This window comes from Parafilimonas terrae (assembly GCF_900115755.1).
In the GTDB taxonomy this organism is placed as follows: Bacteria; Bacteroidota; Bacteroidia; order Chitinophagales; family Chitinophagaceae; genus Parafilimonas; species Parafilimonas terrae.
This window is the reverse complement of the sequence record NZ_FOXQ01000008.1, coordinates 194,773-213,866: the sequence shown is the minus strand read 5'-3', so window position 1 is coordinate 213,866 and position 19,094 is coordinate 194,773. Positions and strand designations below refer to the sequence as shown.

Genomic DNA, 19,094 nt, shown 5'->3' with positions numbered 1-19,094 from the left:
AGTTGTCAAAGATGGTTTATTTAAAATATTGGTTTTGTAATCGTTTCCACTTTTTTTGCCACTGATATAAATTAAAAGCGCTACTAAGATTATAACAGCAACACTAACGAGGGGGCTCTTGATTATTTGTTTGACTTGCATTTGAATTTTGATTTGATGATGTGGAAGGATAAATTGCATTTGATGCAGCACCTGAAGATAAATATCCTGCTACACTACTCCAATAACCAGGTAAGAGATTAAGACCCGCTCTTACTGTAGAATTGCCTCCAGGTCTTAAACTTGCAGCAGAATATGGTATGCTCAGTTTCCCACCAATCGAACCAGTAACACCACTTAAAACGGTACCTGTTACTATATCAGTTCCACCTGATAAATGATAGCCCGTATTATCTCTAAAGGACAAGGAACCCGCAAATGATGCGGTCCATGGATTTCCAAAAGCTGCACTTGCACCTACATTGTACCAATTTACAGGGCCATCTGTATTAACCGTTTTTTGAGCTAATAAGTCAACGGTACCACCAACTAGTGCCTTTGTTAAACCAACACGTGTGAAAGGATTATTGATAGCCCATAATGAACCCCCCGTATATGCAGCCACAGGTAACGCTGTGCCAACTAACGCGGCACCGAAAGTAACTTTGCCAATATTATCAGCCATTTGCCAATTACCTTTCTGCTCTTTTATAATATCAGTTTCAAATCGCTGCCACCTGCCTACATCTTTCGCTGGCAGTTTAATTTTAGGGTCTTCATTATACCACGAGTAATCATTCGCTGTTGAAGAAATACCATCTACTGTTTCAACCCATTGATGATGAGTAACCCAATATTTAGCGCCTGTCTTATCTTTAACCAACTGCTGTTCTGCCCTGGTTAAGACAGTCTTTCCTTTCTCAGTTACATGTGACGCTGCATAAACGTTCACGCTTCCAGGCACAACTTCCCAATCACTTTGATTCCCGGCAGGCTCTAATCCATCCAAGTCTATATTTTTTATTGGGCTGTTACCCGCAAATTGATAAGGCGTGTACCAAGGATACTTTTGGGTGATTGGGTCAATGCTTAAAAACCTCACGGTCCTTGCATCGTATATTCTTGCACCGTAATCATAATCTTCGCTTGTAATATTTGGATCTTTTTCCTTACCATTAAACCCATACCTGTAAGACAAAGAACTTGTGGCCGTATATGTCCTCATTGGCATTTGCATACCGCCGGAATGCTATTCAAATAGCTTATGTAATCATAAACAATATAGGATTTTAAATCGAATTGTTTAGCCTTAAACTAAAAAGCCTGCGCAAGAAAAATAAAATGTCGCAGCTTGACCTGGAAGTGGCTACCGGAATCAATCACAGCGATATTAGCCGCATAGAAAACGGTAAGCTAAACATAGAGTTCTTTACGATGGTTAAACTGGCTGCCGCACTTAAAGCTGAACTTGTTGACTTCTTTAAATAAGTTGCTGTATAGAATAAAAACATCTACCCAACAACAATTGAGCTCTATGAACGCATGCTTAAGAAAAAATGAACCCATTGAGAACTGATGAAGGAATGTAATAGCCGTTGGCAACGAATATTAACGGCGATGAACCATACTAAAAACAATACGGTTATAAATAAAAGCCGAAAGCTATTTACGCTAACGGCCCTTTAACTCAATCAAAAGCGTTTTTAGATTTTAAAAAATCATTTAACTTTATTAATTCTTCTTCTTCAAAACCGTTACGGCTATCAATGGTATAAATTCTCCTTTTATTTTCTAAAACATCTAATACAAAATAGCCTGGGCTTCGAAAAGAAGCCTTTTTTAAGAGTTTAAATTCGACTTTATTTCTTTCGATAACGATTTCTTCTTTTGAAAAAAAATGATACTTTATAATCTTTACATTCAAAGCATCAATGCTGATACTTTGAGTAAAATTTTCAGAAATTAAAATTGCTTCTATAACTAAAAAAATAATTAGGGTCCCAAAGAAAAAAGAAGGATTTATCATCTGTATTATTAAAAAACCAACCACTATCCATAAACTAGATTTGATTAAAGACTTATAATAATCTTTTTTACTTTTTATTTCTATCACAACGCTAATTTAATAATTATCAGACGAGCCAGCACCACCAGATGTACCCTTTGCATAACCAGAAAACTTTAAACTTTGCCCTTCATTAATTTTATTAATATCTTTTATTCCATTGTCCTTAGCTATTGTTTCGACAGTAGTATGAAATTTATCAGCAATACTTGTAAGATTATCACCTTGTTGAACCGTATAAGAGAAAGCATAACTTAAGGATTGTTTCAGCTTTCCACCACTGGCATCATTGGCCAGATTAAACGACTCTAACACGAACCCTTTAGTGTCGCTAATTTGATCCAACAGAGCAATTGTGTTGGCTATAGTCGGAGTGTTATTAAGGGTTTTGGCTGCATCAATTATACCCAAACCACTATTAACTAATCCATTAAGCGAGCCTGCAGTAGATAAAGTAGGTGTAAACTGTCCAAGTGCATCAATAAAAGGTGCATATTTAGATCCTGTGCCATAAGCTATTAATCCAGGAATTGAACCTGAATTTTGTAATACATCATTTGTCTTTTTTGAAAAGAGAGCATCCATCATTTGTGCAGTTCCTATTGACATCTCTCCAAAAGAAAATTGCAATGCCACGACACCTCCGACCGCTGCGCCTGCCCCATCTGTCGCACTTATATAACTTACAGAAGCAAGCGCCCCAATTGTTCCAGTAGTAAAATTCCATGCGCCCCCTATGAATTTTCCGGTTCTTGATTCCGAAAATGCTTGTGCAGATTTACTAAACTGCTGAGACATCATTTGACCAGCAGTTCTTGCCTTAACGGGTGTAAGTATCGGAAAAAATGTCAACCCTTTATTTGTACTCGTTTTTTCTTCCAACCCATCTAAATCAATCGCCCAAATCGGCTTGTTGCCTGCAAACTGATAAGGTGTATACCAAGGGTAAGATTGGAATAACGGGTCAACACTCAAAAACCTGCCTGTCCTCGGATCATAAATCCTGAACCCATAATCATACTGGTTGCCTTCACCTTTAACCTCGTTGTCTTTTTCTTTCCCATTGAATCCGTACCTATAAGACAAAGAACTTGAAGCAGTATATGCCCTCATCGGCATTTGCATACCGCCGGGATAGTAGTCATTGGCCGATTCTATATACGCCTTGCAAAAACTTACCGTAACATTATCCGAACTAACCTGTATCTTCTTGTCGCTGATAACAGCCAGCACATTACCCAGATGGTTGGTAAGCTCATAATGCTTCTGCCCTCTTGTAAATGTAGCAAAATATCCCACTTCACCAAGTGTTGGTAAATCTTCCAGGGCTGGCGGAGTAACCGTCATATCCTTGTTGGGTGTAAACGTGCCCAGCCTGCTGCTGCCATATATGTCTGCCTCCGTCCAGGTAAGATGTCCGCTGTTCACCGATGCATCACCCGCTGTATATATGCTTAAGATATTGCCGCTGGCATCCCTTACATACCAGGTCTCAACATCTCCTACTGTCTTGCTTACCCGGTTGCCGGCAGCATCATACTTATAGGTTATTGTGGTGCCATCAGTTTTATTGATTGTTTTTATCTTTCCATACACCGTCCATTCAATGCTGCTTATGCCTTCTTTTACATCTGCAGTAAGGTTACCGATAGCATCGTAGCTGTAATTGTTGGCGCTTTGGTTATCAATATCGGTAGTGTAGGCATTCACGCCAATTTTATCCTTTATGTAATTCAGTTGGTTGGTGCCTGCATTGTATTTGTAGCTCAGGCTGTCCATCACCGTGGCACTTACCAGGTTCACATTCTTGCTGCCATAACGCCGGTACCTGGTAATATTACCGTTGGCATCATAAGCGGCATCTTCACCAAAATCATCCACCGCTACCGGCGCCCATATATTGCTTACATTGGTAAACCCGATGCTGCTCTTAAAGGCCCGCATCTGCACCAGCCGGTTAAGCTGGTCGTATTGATAGGCATACAATACAGGCTTAATGTTGGTACCGTTTACAGGCACATCATTAAAGTTCGTGCTCATGGCAGCTATGTTGCCATTGTACAACGGAGAGAAAGAGGCATTCAGCGGGTCGGCATTGGCAAACGGCTGCAACAGGGCGCTTCGCTTGATGGCGCTGTAATCAGACTGGCCATAATAGTATAATGCCAAACCAAACACATCCCGGCCAATCATGGCATTGGGTGCATATTCCGCCGCACGGCCGTCAGCGCCGATATCGAACTTGGTGCCCGGTGAGGTGGAGTTGACACCTTTCAGCCAGCCCTGCAACGTATAAGCGTAATCCATACCCTGCACCTGCTGCTCACCAACTACCATCCTTGCCAGCGGCCCGTGGGCATAATAGTTATAAAAAGCATCATTTTCCCAGGTAATGCTGTCGGTGCTGGTCTCTGCATTGGTGAGCTTATTGGCAAAATCGTACGTGTAGCGGTGATAGAATACATCCGGCTGGCCTTTCTGATAAGCAATGGAATTGACCTTGCCGCTGATGAGGTCATAATTATAAATTACCTTCTTAAAGTACCGGTTACCATTATTAAATGTAAAGTCCTGCACCAGTGTATCCACGTTGCCCATTATATCATAAGAATAATAGGTGGTGAAAAGAACATTACACATGCGCCAGCGCCGCTATGATGATAAGGCCCGGCACGCCAAGCTTTTTTCTTATAGCCTTTAGCCCGTTGAGCTTATGCTTCTTTACTGTATGGATGGAGATGTTCAGCGCTGCCGCCACGGCTTTGCTGTCCAGCCCTTCTGTAAACAAGAGCTGCATTACACGTCTTTGCTCCTTTGGCAGTTGCTGCAACGCCGCATATACTTCCCGCAATATCTCTGCGCGTATTATCTCATTTTGTATGCAACCTTCGCTTTCGTTTTGGGTGAAGTAAGCAAAGGCATATTGCCTGGCCGTGTTGCGTTTTTGCTGCTGCAAATAATTTAAGCAGGCATTTTTTACGGCTATGTACAATACGGCCTTGATGTTTTTATACTTACTGAAGTCGGGTTGTTTGTGCCACAGCTTTATAAACACTTCTTCGGTTATATCGGCGGCGGCTTCTTCATTGTTTACCAAACGCCCGGCAAACAGGCAAAGGGGTGGGTAGTATTGGTAAAACACTTCTTTTACACTGCTATGATTTAGCGGCTTATTCATAGGGCAGCGCTGTTTGTTGGCTTAATGTTTTTACCAGCTTTACCAGTTCTGTATTTTGCTGTATCAAAAGCTCGTTCTGCGTTTGCAGGGCTGTAAGGGTGGCGGTAAGCTGTGCGGTGCTGTTACCATCTTCTGCCTGTTTAAATACAATTACAGGCGTGCCTGCTGCCAGCAGGTGCTCTGCGCTTACGTTGTATAATGCTGCTAATTTTTGGGCATGTTCTGCGGTGAGCTTTAACGGGCTGGCCTCCAGCCTCGCATACGTGGCCTGGCTTATGCCCAGCACATCCTCCGCCACAAACGCCTGCGTATAATCATTTAACTCCCGCAATATCTTTAATGTGCCCGTTGCCATAATGGTGCATGAGTTTCTAAATTACCCTGCACCTTTGTTTAAGCAGCACGGCTTACCTTTGTATTGCACAAGCAAACCGCTTGTATTTTACAAGTTTAAAATATTGTAACATTGTACTTATGGCAGCAGCAAATAAAATACACGAAGGCCACAACGTGAAACGCATAAGGGAGATACTTGGCATTAAACAGGATGCATTGGCTATAGACCTGGAGATTACACAACAGGCCGTTTCCCTCCTTGAACAGAAAGAAACGATTGATGCACCTACGCTGGATAAAGTGGCTAAAGCACTCGGCGTTACAGCTGATGCTATCCGCAACTTTAATGAAGAAGCTACTTTTAATATTATCTCCAACAACTATCATGACCATTCTTCTTCAGTTAACTACCAGTTTAATTCCATTGAAAAAATCGTTGAACTCTACCAGCAAAAAATGGAACTCTATGAACGCATGCTAAAAGAAAAAAATGAACTTATTGATAAGCTAATGCAAAACAAATAAACACTTATATCATAATTCATCAATGAAAAAAACTTCAATTTTTTTTTCTGTTATTATATCCATTGCAATTACTTTTTTATTAATAAATTTTTTTACCCCTAAACCCGACATTGTAAAAAAGATAAAGGAATTAAAACAACAAACACAACCAAGCTTAGATACATTTCTAAATGGTATAAATAAAGAAACCAGTTTTTACGACAGCATTGAAAATTTAATACAAAAAGGAAGATTAATTGAAGCTGAAAATGTTTTAAACCAATTAGTTCCAAGATATCCCAATAACACACACTTACATGCTCTTAAAGGAATGTTCTATGATGCAAAAGGGCAATATGACAGCGCACTTATTGAATATAACTTTGCAGTTATAAAAAACAAAAATCCATATGTGCTTAATAAAAGAGCTATCACTTTTTTAAAATTAAATCATTTTGATGAAGCAATTGAAGACTTCAGAACAGCATATGCCATGAACATAGATTATAGTTTACCGTTAGCGCAAACATTTGAAAAAATTAATAAAAATGATAGCGCCATTAAATATTACAAACTATACTTAGAACAATATCCAAATGCAAAATCTATTCAGCAAAAAATAGCATCTATGCAATCTCATTGACTAATTCCCTGAACCAGCTACAGGTTTCTTTTCCGATTGTGAAGCTGAGTTATTAGTCTTACCATAGTTAGGGTCATAGATAGGATTTGGTTTGGGTATTGATTTAATAACCTGACCACTAACATCTCTCATTATGATTTGTCCATCATAAGGCATCCTCCTTTTTGATACTGTGTTATAGATTTGTCTTCCTATATTACTTATATCTTTATTATTAAGATTGCTAACCCCAGATAAAACAACATTTATTATATCTGAAATAAATTCATCCGTCAGATATTTTTGAGGTACTAACCCCTCATTTAACGCTGTTTGAACATCGTATGTTGCTTGCTTTAAAATTTCAATATGTTTCTTTGCTAAATTGATGTCATCATTAACTAAATAATTAGCTGAAATATTTGAGCCAACAATAATTGCATCTATTGCAATTGATGCCAATGCCAATCCTCTTGATCCAGCAGGAGTAGCGCTGCTAACTGTTCTGTCCTTATATCTTTTATCCGGTAATCCTGTACTTTTAGCAGTTGGGTTTTGTACCTGAGTCTGCCCAGGCTGAAAATCTGGTTCCGGCGCCCCCGGCGAGTTATCTGTTGCATTGTAGTCTGCTTCGCTATTGGGAGTATATTTTTGCAAATTAATACTACCTATCTCAGTACTTATTCCTATTCCTTTATGTCCAAATTGATCATAAGACCAATTATTGGGATCTGAATTTGCTTGTTTGAAGGCGTTTTGAGTAATATTATGCATGTTTTCAATTTTTAAAAAAACTCCTCCACGCATTACTTCTATTCTAGCTTCATTAAAATATAAATATTCTAACCCATCTAAGTCAACACCTGATACAGGGTTATTCATTGCAAAAGGATATGGGCTCCATGCAGGATAATGTTTTGTCAATGGATCAATACTCAAAAACCTTACGGCTCTTGGGTCATATATTCTAAATCCATAGTCATACTGATTACCCTCTCCTTTAACCTCGTTATCTTTTTCCTTCCCATTAAACCCATACCTGTAAGACAAAGAACTTGTGGCCGTATATGTCCTCATTGGCATTTGCATGCCGCCCGAATGCTATTCAAAGAACTTGTTTTGCTTATCTAAAATACAGAAAACAAGCGTATGTTTTGCCTGTTAACCATCAATTTAATCCGATTGAAAAAATAGTAGAGCTCTATCGGCAGAAGATTGAACTTTACGAACGTATGCTGAAAGAAAAAAATGAACTCATTGACAAGCTCATGAAGGAAAGAAAATAAAAAGCCGCTGATGGTTTCAATGACCTTAAAAACTGGCGCAATTTATCAGATTAATTTTTTTTCTTTTGCTGTTTTAACTAATTCATCATACATCTTTGATATGTCTTCCCATTTGCCTGTCAAGTCATTAGCAATATAATATCCACCTTTAAACCAATATTTTTCTCCTTCGCTAATCGTTCTGTTGCAGTAAACAGCAATTTCAAAAAGACATATTGCAATTTCAATAGAAAGTATATCTTGCCTTAGCACCTTATTTTGATATAAATCAGATTTTTTATAGGCTAATAAACGATCATGTAAAGTATCAATCAATATATTAATTTCCATTTGAATTAATTTTTTCAAAGGTGGCAATTCTTTAATTCAGGACTAGCTGCCCCCCACCTTGAACAGGGCTATTTCCATCACGCCAATATTTTGCATCTTCTATATGGGTACTTACTAATGTCTGACTTCTTTTTGTAACAGTTACTTTATATACATCTGTGTATTCAGAAGATAATAAACCTACTTGCTCCGGTGTAATATCTAAAGATTTTACATAATAAGCACCCGCTTCTGTGCCGGGTATTCGGTACTGGTAATATGTTGTATTCACATCAGCAGCCTGTGTAAATACTTGTTTTTCAAAATTTACATTTTCAACATGTATTCCCCAATTGGAAGCTAATTGTTTTCTTGCGCTAATTATATCCCCACTAAACGTTGCAGCACTTGCTGCAGAGCTTGATAATGTATGAGTAAGTACTATAGATGGTATTATTTCATAGTTCTTTAAATCAGTAGCTGCATCAGCAAAATCACTTAATTGTTGTTTAAATGGAGTTCTTGTATGATACCTAAACACATCATTTGTACTCTCCATAAAATCATGAACTGGGTCAGGCGCGCTGCTTTGTTCTTTATATCCACCAGCAATGTAATTATTTATGCCTTTACCACCCTCCATTAAAGCACCTAAAGTACCATTCCATATAAAGGCCAAAGTGTTGTGTGCTGCATTATTAGCGCCTGCTAAAACGTTTGGCGTGTTTAATACGGGTTTATAATTGATTGTGTATTGTGTGTTATCTTTTTTAAACCATTCCAATCCATCTAAATCTATCCCATCTATTGGCCTGTTTGAAGCAAATTGATAAGGCGTTAATTCAGGATACTTTGGAGCAAGTGGATCAACACTCAAAAACCTTACAGCTCTTGGATCATAAATTCTCATTCCATAATCATACTGATTACCCTCACCTTTAACCTCGTTGTCTTTTTCTTTTCCATTAAATCCATACCTGTAAGACAAAGAACTTGTAGCGATATATGTCCTCATTGGCATTGCCATACCGCCAGGGTAATAGTCGTTTGCTGATTCTATATACGCTTTGCAGAAGCTTACCGTAACATTATCCGAGCTCACCTGTATCTTCTTATCACTTATAACAGCCAGCACATTGCCCAAATGGTTCGTAAGCTCATAATGCTTCTGCCCTCTTGTAAATGTAGCAAAATATCCCACTTCACCAAGTGTTGGTAAATCTTCCTTCGCCGGTGGCGTAACCGTCATGTCCTTGTTGGGAGTGTATGTGCCTAACCGGCTGCTGCCATATATGTCCGCCTCCGACCACGTAAGATGTCCGCTGTTTACCGATGCATCACCCGCTGTATATATGCTTAAGATATTGCCACTGGCATCCCTTACATACCAGCTTTCAATGTTACCAACCGTTTTACTTACCCTGTTGCCCGCAGCATCATACTTATAGGTTATCGTGGTGCCATCAGTTTTATTGATTGTCTTAATCTTTCCATACACCGTCCATTCAATGCTGCTTATCCCTTCTTTTACATCAGCAGTAAGGTTACCAATAGCATCGTAGCTGTAATTGTTGGCGCTCTGGTTATCAATATCGGTTGTATAGGCATTCACGCCAATTTTATCTTTTATGTAATTCAGCTGGTTGGTGCCTGCAAAAAGCCGCTAATTTAAGCACGGCTTTAAACTACTTTACATATTGCAATACCCAATTTAAACTATCTGGAAAAGGAACATTATAATCTTTGAAGTCTTCAGGTAAAATTAATATCATATTATAGTTTGGATTGACAGAACTAAAGATTATCGGGAATTGTTTATTAATAATAAAATGTTGCAAGGAGACTATATCACCAAAACTGGTTTTAGAATGTATTTCACCATTATTGGCAGAAAAATAAAATTGCACTTCATATCCAACGCGGCTTTTAAATTCAACATTTGTAACAGTGCCTGTTGTTAGCTCTGGTTTGTTTAAAACCTTTTCCCGATAATCATCTTCACTATTCCTACCATTTATATAAATTATGCTAAATACTAATACAACAATGAAAATACTAGTAAGAGGGTTTTTGATTATTGGTTTGATTTTCATTTGAATTTTGATTTGATGAAGTTGTAGAAGAAAAGGCATTTACAGCAGCACTAGAAGACACATTACCTCCTATATTAGACCAATAACTTGGAAGAAGATTGACACTGCCTCTAACTGAAAGATTACCGATTGATCTATATGTGGCATCGGCTGGATATGAAAGCCCAGCCTTTCCACCTATCGAACCTGCAATACCACCTAATATGGTAGTCGTTGCAATGGCCTCGGCACTTGACCAACTATACTTTCCATTGATACTTCTAGTTTTTAAAGAACCAACTGCAGAACCAATCCAAGGGTTTCCAAAAAGACTACTTGCTCCCACACTATACCAATTAATTGGGTTATCCGAATTAACAGTTTTTTGCCCAGCTATATCGCTTAAACCTCCAACTAATGCCTTTGTTAAACCAACACGTGTCAACGGATTATTTAAAGCCCATAATGAACCGCCAGTATATGCAGCCACTGGTAAAGCTGTGCCAACTAACGCAGCACCGAACGTGACTTTACCAATATTATCAGCCATCTGCCAATTACCCTTTTGCTCTTTTATAATATCAGTTTCAAATCGCTGCCACCTGCCTACATCTTTCCCTGGCAGTTTAATTTTAGGGTCTTCATTATACCACGAGTAATCATTCGCTGTTGAAGAAATACCATCTACTGTTTCAACCCATTGATGATGAGTAACCCAATATTTAGCGCCTGTCTTATCTTTAACCAACTGCTGTTCTGCTCTGGTTAAGACAGTCTTTCCTTTCTCAGTTACATGTGACGCTGTATAAACATTCACGCTTCCAGGCACAACTTCCCAATCACTTTGATTCCCGGCAGGCTCTAATCCATCCAAGTCTATATTTTTTATTGGGCTGTTACCCGCAAATTGATAAGGCGTGTACCAAGGATACTTTTTGGTGATTGGGTCAACACTTAAAAACCTCACCACCCTCGGGTCATAAATCCTAAAGCCATAATCATACTGGTTGCCTTCACCTTTTACCTCATTGTCTTTTTCCTTTCCGTTAAAACCATACCTGTAAGACAAAGAACTTGTAGCTGTGTAAGTCCTCATTGGCATTTGCATACCGCCAGGATAATAATCATTTGCTGATTCTATATAAGCTTTGCAAAAGCTTACCGTAACATTATCCGAGCTCACCTGTATCTTCTTATCACTTATAACAGCCAGCACATTACCCAGGTGGTTCGTAAGCTCATAATGCTTCTGCCCTCTTGTAAATGTAGCAAAATATCCTACTTCACCAAGCGTTGGTAAATCTTCTTTCGCAGGCGGAGTAACCGTCATATCCTTGTTCGGTGTATAAGTGCCCAGCCTGCTGCTGCCATATATGTCTGCCTCCGACCATGTAAGATGTCCGTTGTTTACCGATGCATCTCCCGCTGTGTATATGCTTAAGATATTGCCACTGGCATCCCTTACATACCAGCTTTCAACGTTACCAACCGTTTTACTCACCCTGTTGCCCGCAGCATCATACTTGTAGGTTATTGTGGTGCCATCAGTTTTATTGATTGTCTTAATCTTTCCATACACCGTCCATTCAATACTGCTTATGCCTTCTTTTACATCAGCAGTAAGGTTACCGATAGCATCGTAGCTGTAATTGTCAGCACTCTGGTTATCAATATCAGTTGTGTAGGCATTCACGCCAATTTTATCTTTTATGTAATTCAGCTGGTTGGTGCCTGCATTGTATTTGTAGCTGAGGCTATCCATTACCGTGGCGCTAACCAGGTTCACACTCTTGCTGCCATAGCGCCTGTACCTGGTAATGTTGCCATTGGCATCATAGGCAGCATCTTCCCCAAAATCATCCACCGCTACCGGTGACCATATATTGCTAACATTGGTAAACCCGATGCTGTTTTTAAAGGCCCGCATCTGCACCAGCCGGTTCAACTGGTCGTATTGATAAGCATAGAGTAAAGGCTTGATGTTGGTGCCGTTTACAGGCACATCATTAAAGTTGGTGCTCATGGCAGCTATGTTGCCATTGTACAACGGAGAGAAAGAGGCATTCAGCGGGTCGGCATTGGCAAACGGCTGTTCGAGGTTGGTGCGTTTAATGGCGCTGTAATCAGACTGTCCATAATAGTATAACGCCAAACCAAACACATCCCGGCCTATCATGGCATTGGGTGCATATTCCGCTGCACGTCCGTCAGCGCCAATGTCAAACTTGGTGCCCGGCGAGGTGGAGTTAATGCCTTTCAGCCAGCCCTGCAACGTATAGGCATAATCCATACCCTGTACCTGCTGCTCACCAACTACCATCCTGGCAAGCGGCCCGTGTGCATAATAGTTATAAAACGCATCATTCTCCCAGGTAATGCTATCGTCACTGGTTTCTACATTGGTGAGCTTATTGGCAAAATCGTATGTGTAACGATGATAGAATACGTCCGGCTGGTCTTTCTGGTAAATAATGGAATTCACCTTGCCGCTGATAAGATCATAATTATAGATAACCTTCTTAAAGAACCGGTTGCCATTGCCGAAGGTAAAATCCTGCACCAGCGTATCCACGTTACCCATTATATCATAAGAATAATAGGTGGCTGCAGCATTCTTAAGCTGGGTTTGTTTGGTTGCCGTTTCATATACCGCTGAATAAGCCACCCTGTTGCGCAGGTTCTTCGCATTTAATACGGTGCCTTCAATAGGTGCATAAAGCAGGTCATATACCGTTTGGGTGATCTGTTCCCTTGTGTTTTTGGCATTATTCAGCCAGGTAGTCAACTGGGCCGGTTTTTTACTAACCGTCCTGTTCATGGTGGCCGATGATGTTAACTGGCCGGTTTCAGTAATACGTCCTATGGCGTCATAGCTGGTATAACTATAATTGTTGGCGGTGGCCTGTTTGGCATTCTTTGACAGGACCAGCCTTCCCAGCCGGTCATAGTAGAAGGATGAGGTACCGGCATCGGGTGTTTTTTGCATTACCACCTGGTTCAGCGAATTATAGCGGTAATTGGTAGCCAGCGTATATATGTGTGCCGGCGTAAGTGTGTCGCCTTCCGCTCTTTTTTGCTTCACCTGGTTTAAGAAGGTGACGCTCCTGTTTGGCACAACGGCATCAGGCGGGATGGTCTGCAGCAGGTTACCGGCCTGGTCGTAATAGTATAGCGTATAATGATACTCCTTAATGCTATGGCTTACGGTAAAGGTCTCATACTTATAGGCCTGCAAACATTTATTGCGGTAAGCGGTATCAAACACATTTTTCAAAGAATCTGTGTAGGCTATGTAGCGTTCGGTGGCGGTACTCACGGCAAAAAATTCATTATCGGAACAGTTATCAATTTCTTCAATCGTTGCCGGTGGATAAATCACCTCTTTACCACAAAGTTTCGGGCCGCTGGTTTGTGGGCAAACAGGCAGGAAAGCGCCGCACCTGCTAAAAGAAATATCCTGTATATCATCAAATGTATAGCTGGTACCCTTACGGCTATTATAGTAGGATGCAAAGCTGGTTTTGCAGTCAGGTTTCGGATTGGCAAGGCCTGCGTAAAATATTTTAAATGAATCCACAATGCTGTGCAGGCTGTCACAGAAGCCGGGCTGATCCGGAACACCGCAAACAAGCTGAGTTGAATCTGAGAAGGAAAAGACATTGGTAATTTCCAAACAATCTTCAGTTAATGTGCCTTCTGTCATCCTATCCGCCTGGGTAAAATTTCCTATATAAGCTTCGCTGTGCCCTGCCTGGATGGTGACTGTATCAAAATAGGTAATGGATGTACCTGAATAAGAACCACCTCCTGAAGGATTTAACAGCGTAGTCTTTTTTCTTTTAATCGGCACTTTTATCGTTGCCGGGACAGGTTCCCCGTTATGTACCAGGTAAGCATCGTACGTTTTTATGGAGCATTCATCAGGGTCAGAGCCAGTTTCTGTAAAATTGCGCTGTTCAAAATGAAAATCTGTTACCGGGTAGCAACCGGTTGAATCACCACCATTAGAAGTGGAATCACAAAGTGATGGTCCACATACAACAATATTCGAAAGACTGAACCCTGAAGGCAGGTAAGTAACGCAAATATCAGTATATCCAGTGTCTGCATAAATTCGTGCTGATTTTTTAAACTCGCCTGTAGTTGTTCCGGTTTTATAGTATACGCTTAAATAAACTATGCTGTCACCGGAGCAAATTTGTTTTCCGGCTTTAGGTTTAATTCTTATTTTCCTGGAAGTAGAGCTGCTTTGCCCGCTGCATGTTCCCAAGTCTATAAATTCATAATCTGAGGTTTCTGCTGTACAGGGTAGAGTTGTTTCACAAGAAGGCAGCGTTCCGCATACACCATACATGTTGTAGTCGTTAGCTGATCCTTCAAGGTCAAAATCCGAGCGTAAAACACATACCTTATCATTGGCAGGGCTGATATTAAACATGCCTTCACTTTTCAGGTCATGGTCCGAATACCTGTAAAACCAAAGTTCTACTGCAACACTTTGGGCCTCATAGCAAAATTTCTCGCCGCTTTTTGGCCTTATGACAAAGAGCATCCCTGAGCCTTGTGTGTTGTCGCCATATACACAATACCCCGAATCTTTCACAGAAAAACTAGTCGCAGTACCATTCCAGCATTCACCTGATTGAGGGGTATTGGGAATGGTGAACGAAGGAATTACATCCGTATTTATTTTATTAACATCAGGCAATTCCTGCTGTACAAGGTTTCCTACATTAATCGAACATTGCGCCATGAAGTCAAGATATTCAACTGTTGGCTTCCCAAGCCCCAGCCTGCTGTTCATATAATTGGTAAAGAGCGTGTTTATCTTGACCTGTGCTGTGTCATTTGCAGGTAATGCAGGAATTTTGCTGGGATATTTTTCTTTATATTGATTGTAAGCCACACTGAATTCCTCGCAACTTATACAAATATCCCCTTTATCACACTGAAGCGCAGCGGGCAATATTATCGGTTTGGACAAATAGTTACAGCTAAAACTGCCGTTGCACATGCTCCGGAGCGTGTCAAGAGCCCCTTGCGTTATATCATTATCTGTAGTGCGTTTTATATAGGCTGAAAAGGTTTCAGCGCCGCTTTTGAAAGCATTGTAGTCAGCATAAAGGCTGCTGATAGTTTCACATTCGCAATCTGAAGGCTTGCTCCATACCGGCTTTCGATAATATACCTGCTGCTGATTGTAAGGCTTGGGTTGCAATATCAGGTCAGCATTACAGTTGACGGTATTTGTAATACCATGTGCCTGGTTGTATGCCGTAAGTACCTCTTCAAAACTCTTGTATTCATATGAGCTGTCTGGCGAAATAGAACTTGAGCCATAAGGATGATCTACATCAGAACCCTTGGTACAAACAGCCACCAGTTTGGGTATGATCTCATCATAGGCTGCCTGGTTATATTCTACACAGGTTCTTAACTGTTGCATCCATGTAGTAGCATAAGCCTCGCAATTGCTTTGGTAAAATGAGCCGGTAGCGTTTTTAACGTCTTCACTTTCAGCTGAGGATACATTATAGTCAAGGTTATTTTGGCTAACTGCATCATTTACCTCATTGAAATTAGGATAGTGGCTGGCGGCAATAAGTGTGGCTGCAGACGGCGTTTGCGGGCAGTTTGCGTTTTTAATCCGGCCATCGATTATTTCGCGCTTAATATTCAGGTACATTTCCCTGAAATTCCGCCAGGCCATATTGAGGTCTCCCGTACACCAATTTGAATTGAAAGTGGAATCAATAGGATGCTGAATAAAATTTTCCATGCAGGACTGGCGTTGTGCATCATCTCCGGAAATACAGCGGGTAACCATGGACGCCATTGTCCACAAGCTCACCGTGTAAGTCGGTCCTGTGCCGTTTATCTGTACATGACGATAGTTATTCAGGCTATCATTTAACTGGTTAAGGTTTGCTGTGGACATCAGGGCAAAAGAGTCCTTTGCAGCGGTATTGGCGGTAGGTGTAAAATAACCGGAACCGGAAGCACTGCTATAGGTGTCTATGCTTTGCATCTTTTTATCCCACTGGTAGCTGCTATTGTACAACTCATACTGCAAAAGTTTGCAATATTCGGGATGATAAGACAGCAAGGCATTTGCCCAGGAAGGCTTGAAATTCTCAGAGAACTCTTCTGCCGACAATTCATTTGGCTTTACGTAAGTACCGGTCGCACTGTTATAAACCAGTTCCTGCCTGCCGTACTCATCAAGATAATTTACGCCAGGCCTTGCATATAGCGGAACGGCCTGCTCATCATCGGCGTCTTCGTCAGCATAAAATACAGAGTATTCATCAGTACTTTTTGCGAGATCGGCATATTGACCGGAGGGCGCTGTCATATCCAGCAGCATACTTTTGCGGATATCATTTTCCGTCGGGGCATTATAGTTACATAATACATTGCAATTTGATATTGCTTCCTGGTAAGCTGCAAGCGCTTCAGAACGGTATTTTGCGGTGTCGGTTACAGGTATGCCGGCACTTGTCATATAGGAACTGCGAAACTGTGCCCAGGTGCCAAGGCTTTGCATACAGGTCTCGCAGGTAGGTTTACAGGCAGCATTATTGATAAGCGAAAACTGGTAACTAATCATGGAATCAAGACTGACACAAGTATTCTTCTTCATAAAAACGCTATCCCTGTAATAATCTTTGGCACGCTTACTAATCCTCAGTGTTTTTGTTATTTCATAGTTTCCGATTTCCAGCGGTAACGTAAAGGTTACATTAAATGCAGATGGATTGTTGGTGCAGGTTGTATCCGGTACGGGCAATGAAAGATTACTGATAAGCGTATCGAAAGGCTGGCCATCAAAATTTTTGTTATTGCAATCGTCCGTTATGGTTATCTGAAGGTCGTACAGGCAATCATAACAAATGGGCACACCCTGGCAGTTTGCCAGGCCAAGGGACTGCGGGTCAAGCGCATAATTGAAAACATAATCCCCTTTGGCAGGCACCAGCAGGCTTTTCTTGCTCGTTACGGCGCCATCTTCAACCTGTACGCCAGACGGGTCTATAAGTGTTTCAATTATAGAGGAAGAATCAAAGTTCTCCAGCTTTTGTATGTTATCCGGGGCATTACCTGCTAATGCCGTAGCGATAGTCCTTCCATGCATATCGGTATAGCTTACACTGACCTGGCCATTGGCATCCTGCACCATGTTTTTAAAATAGTGGCTGCTATTGCCAACAGAAGTGCCAAAGAGTGCATCTAACTCTTCCTGGGAGGCGCTTCCGTAATAATAGCGGGTGTCATGGTTGCCTACCTGAAACTGCTGTCCGACTCCTCCCTGCCGGGATATTCTGCCAGTATTGTCCTGCGTATAAACGGTTTGGCTAAAAACGTAACCATTTGCCTTCGGTACGAAATCCATTGAACGTTCATATAAACTGTTGGGATTAGTGTAATAGAGGCTTTGAGAAGAATAATAATTAGCAGCTCCTATCAGTTCGCCCATTGCCGGGGCAGCAACGTCACACAGCGAGCCACCTGCGGCGGAATCATATACGCTTTTTTCGTATTCATTGTTATCTGTTGTTAAGTTGGGAACATGTTTGTAGTTCAACATAGCAGAAAGAAAATTCGGCGCGGGCATGACCTGTAATGAAGGGCGTCCCTGGTAATCATACTTCGTTTCTGCAACAATTGACAGCATGCCGCCATAATCCTTCGAAACAGCTTGCCTGCTCCTGAGGCTACCATCAAAATATTGTACCGTCACATTTTTTTTGCCGTCTTCTGCGAATGTGACCTCTGATTGCCAGTTCAAACGAGGTTCGTGACCGGAAAAATTATAGCGGCCTAACCCCAGCGTGGGATTTCTTTCAGAACTCCATTTTCCCGTAATCCGGCGGCCATTTATTATATGCACCGGCCTCACCCGGATAAACACCGAACCTGCACCTGAATAAATCAACGGGATACGTGTAGTAATTCCCGTGACAGTGGCACGTGTTGCATTATTCTCAAAGATGAGCTGTTTGTTCAACGGGCTACCATAAAGGTTATTGGCAAGCGCACTACTGTCAATATAGGTCCACTCCACATCATACTCATCTGCTCCGTTCACAACAGGCCAGCTTACGTATACGTGCTTAGTACTCGTGTTATCAAGGTCTGCCGGCCCGCTACCATCAACAGCAGTTGCTACAATAGCTACAAGATTGTGGCTAGAACAATTGAAGGTATATTCCGGAGACCGTGTTATTGAATTTTCAAGCAAAAGAGAGGAAAGTGTATTGTCGGCATCCGTACCAGCCAGGTCAGTTCCATTTCTTTTTAAGGAAATAGCCAGCACTCGTACACTCACACTATGTGCACCGGAAAACACAAAACTCCTGCTGTTGGCATAAATACTGCTGGTATCGTAATTTATAACGAGTGTTTTTTCAACAGAATCGTATTGAACCATATCCGAAGTATATACAATTCTAACTGTTACCGATGCGACAAATCCTGTGGTTAACTGATAAGTGGCAGCTTCATTAATCCGAAGTGTTACAGCGTTCCTGGAATAAGCGCCGGCTTCAATTTTACCGGCAGCGAGTGCACTCTGGTAGTCATCATTAACGGTTATAGAAGAATCTGTCTTTAACTGGCCCTGACTGCCATCAAGTACCTTGATAATAGGAACGTCTTCTGAGGCTCTTGCGCTAAAAACTGTAACATTTAAAATCAATATGATCAATAAACGTAGATGAATCTTTTCAGAAAACTTAAACAT

At 41.0% G+C, this 19,094-nt stretch carries 14 protein-coding genes; 4 read left to right on the top strand and 10 right to left on the bottom strand.

Annotated elements, in window-relative coordinates; genetic code table 11:
- Positions 1-103: 103 nt before the first annotated feature.
- Positions 104-1,204, bottom strand: a complete 1,101-nt coding sequence (locus BM015_RS14285) for an RHS repeat-associated core domain-containing protein (RefSeq protein WP_177191914.1) — start codon at positions 1,202-1,204, stop codon at positions 104-106.
- A 74-nt stretch (positions 1,205-1,278) separates the two neighbouring features.
- On the opposite strand from BM015_RS14285, the gene BM015_RS14280 reads away from it, so the two are divergent.
- Complete coding sequence (locus BM015_RS14280; protein ID WP_262497254.1) at positions 1,279-1,467, top strand: helix-turn-helix domain-containing protein; 189 nt, start codon at positions 1,279-1,281, stop codon at positions 1,465-1,467.
- 199 nt (positions 1,468-1,666) lie between these two features.
- Here the strand turns inward: BM015_RS14280 and BM015_RS14275 are convergent, their stop codons facing one another.
- The 4 genes from BM015_RS14275 to BM015_RS14260 are packed head-to-tail and all read right to left on the bottom strand — an operon-like array spanning position 1,667 to position 5,577.
- Positions 1,667-2,092 carry a hypothetical protein gene (locus tag BM015_RS14275; protein WP_090659742.1) on the bottom strand — a complete coding sequence of 142 codons (426 nt, stop codon included), beginning with the start codon at positions 2,090-2,092 and terminating at the stop codon, positions 1,667-1,669.
- A 9-nt stretch (positions 2,093-2,101) separates the two neighbouring features.
- Entirely contained in the window at positions 2,102-4,684 is a 2,583-nt protein-coding gene (locus BM015_RS14270; protein WP_090659738.1) for a LysM peptidoglycan-binding domain-containing protein, read from the bottom strand.
- Complete coding sequence (locus BM015_RS14265; RefSeq protein WP_090659735.1) at positions 4,677-5,222, bottom strand: RNA polymerase sigma-70 factor; 546 nt, start codon at positions 5,220-5,222, stop codon at positions 4,677-4,679. The genes BM015_RS14270 and BM015_RS14265 overlap by 8 nt, the downstream gene beginning before the upstream one ends.
- Positions 5,215-5,577 carry a helix-turn-helix transcriptional regulator gene (locus tag BM015_RS14260; RefSeq protein WP_090659732.1) on the bottom strand — a complete coding sequence of 121 codons (363 nt, stop codon included), beginning with the start codon at positions 5,575-5,577 and terminating at the stop codon, positions 5,215-5,217. The genes BM015_RS14265 and BM015_RS14260 overlap by 8 nt, the downstream gene beginning before the upstream one ends.
- Before the next feature lie 119 nt (positions 5,578-5,696).
- On the opposite strand from BM015_RS14260, the gene BM015_RS14255 reads away from it, so the two are divergent.
- Both BM015_RS14255 and BM015_RS14250 read left to right on the top strand, forming a co-directional pair.
- Entirely contained in the window at positions 5,697-6,083 is a 387-nt protein-coding gene (locus BM015_RS14255; protein ID WP_090659778.1) for a helix-turn-helix domain-containing protein, read from the top strand.
- Between the two features lie 22 nt (positions 6,084-6,105).
- Complete coding sequence (locus tag BM015_RS14250) at positions 6,106-6,705, top strand: tetratricopeptide repeat protein (protein ID WP_090659729.1); 600 nt, start codon at positions 6,106-6,108, stop codon at positions 6,703-6,705.
- Here BM015_RS14250 and BM015_RS14245 read toward each other — a convergent pair whose 3' ends face one another.
- Entirely contained in the window at positions 6,706-7,734 is a 1,029-nt protein-coding gene (locus BM015_RS14245; protein WP_177191913.1) for an RHS repeat domain-containing protein, read from the bottom strand.
- Positions 7,735-7,751: 17 nt separating this feature from the next.
- Here BM015_RS14245 and BM015_RS21605 point away from each other — a divergent pair, with 17 nt between their 5' ends.
- Complete coding sequence (locus BM015_RS21605; RefSeq protein ID WP_177191912.1) at positions 7,752-7,970, top strand: hypothetical protein; 219 nt, start codon at positions 7,752-7,754, stop codon at positions 7,968-7,970.
- Positions 7,971-8,015: 45 nt separating this feature from the next.
- Here the strand turns inward: BM015_RS21605 and BM015_RS14235 are convergent, their stop codons facing one another.
- From BM015_RS14235 to BM015_RS14220, 4 genes are all read right to left on the bottom strand, one after another.
- Positions 8,016-8,300 (bottom strand): hypothetical protein, encoded by a 285-nt coding sequence (locus tag BM015_RS14235; RefSeq protein ID WP_090659719.1) that lies wholly within the window; start codon positions 8,298-8,300, stop codon positions 8,016-8,018.
- Between the two features lie 31 nt (positions 8,301-8,331).
- Positions 8,332-9,891, bottom strand: a complete 1,560-nt coding sequence (locus BM015_RS14230; protein ID WP_090659715.1) for an RHS repeat domain-containing protein — start codon at positions 9,889-9,891, stop codon at positions 8,332-8,334.
- A 73-nt stretch (positions 9,892-9,964) separates the two neighbouring features.
- Positions 9,965-10,372: a hypothetical protein gene (locus BM015_RS14225; RefSeq protein ID WP_090659709.1), complete on the bottom strand. Its 408-nt coding sequence runs from the start codon at positions 10,370-10,372 to the stop codon at positions 9,965-9,967.
- Entirely contained in the window at positions 10,335-19,094 is an 8,760-nt protein-coding gene (locus tag BM015_RS14220) for an RHS repeat domain-containing protein (protein WP_090659706.1), read from the bottom strand. The genes BM015_RS14225 and BM015_RS14220 overlap by 38 nt, the downstream gene beginning before the upstream one ends.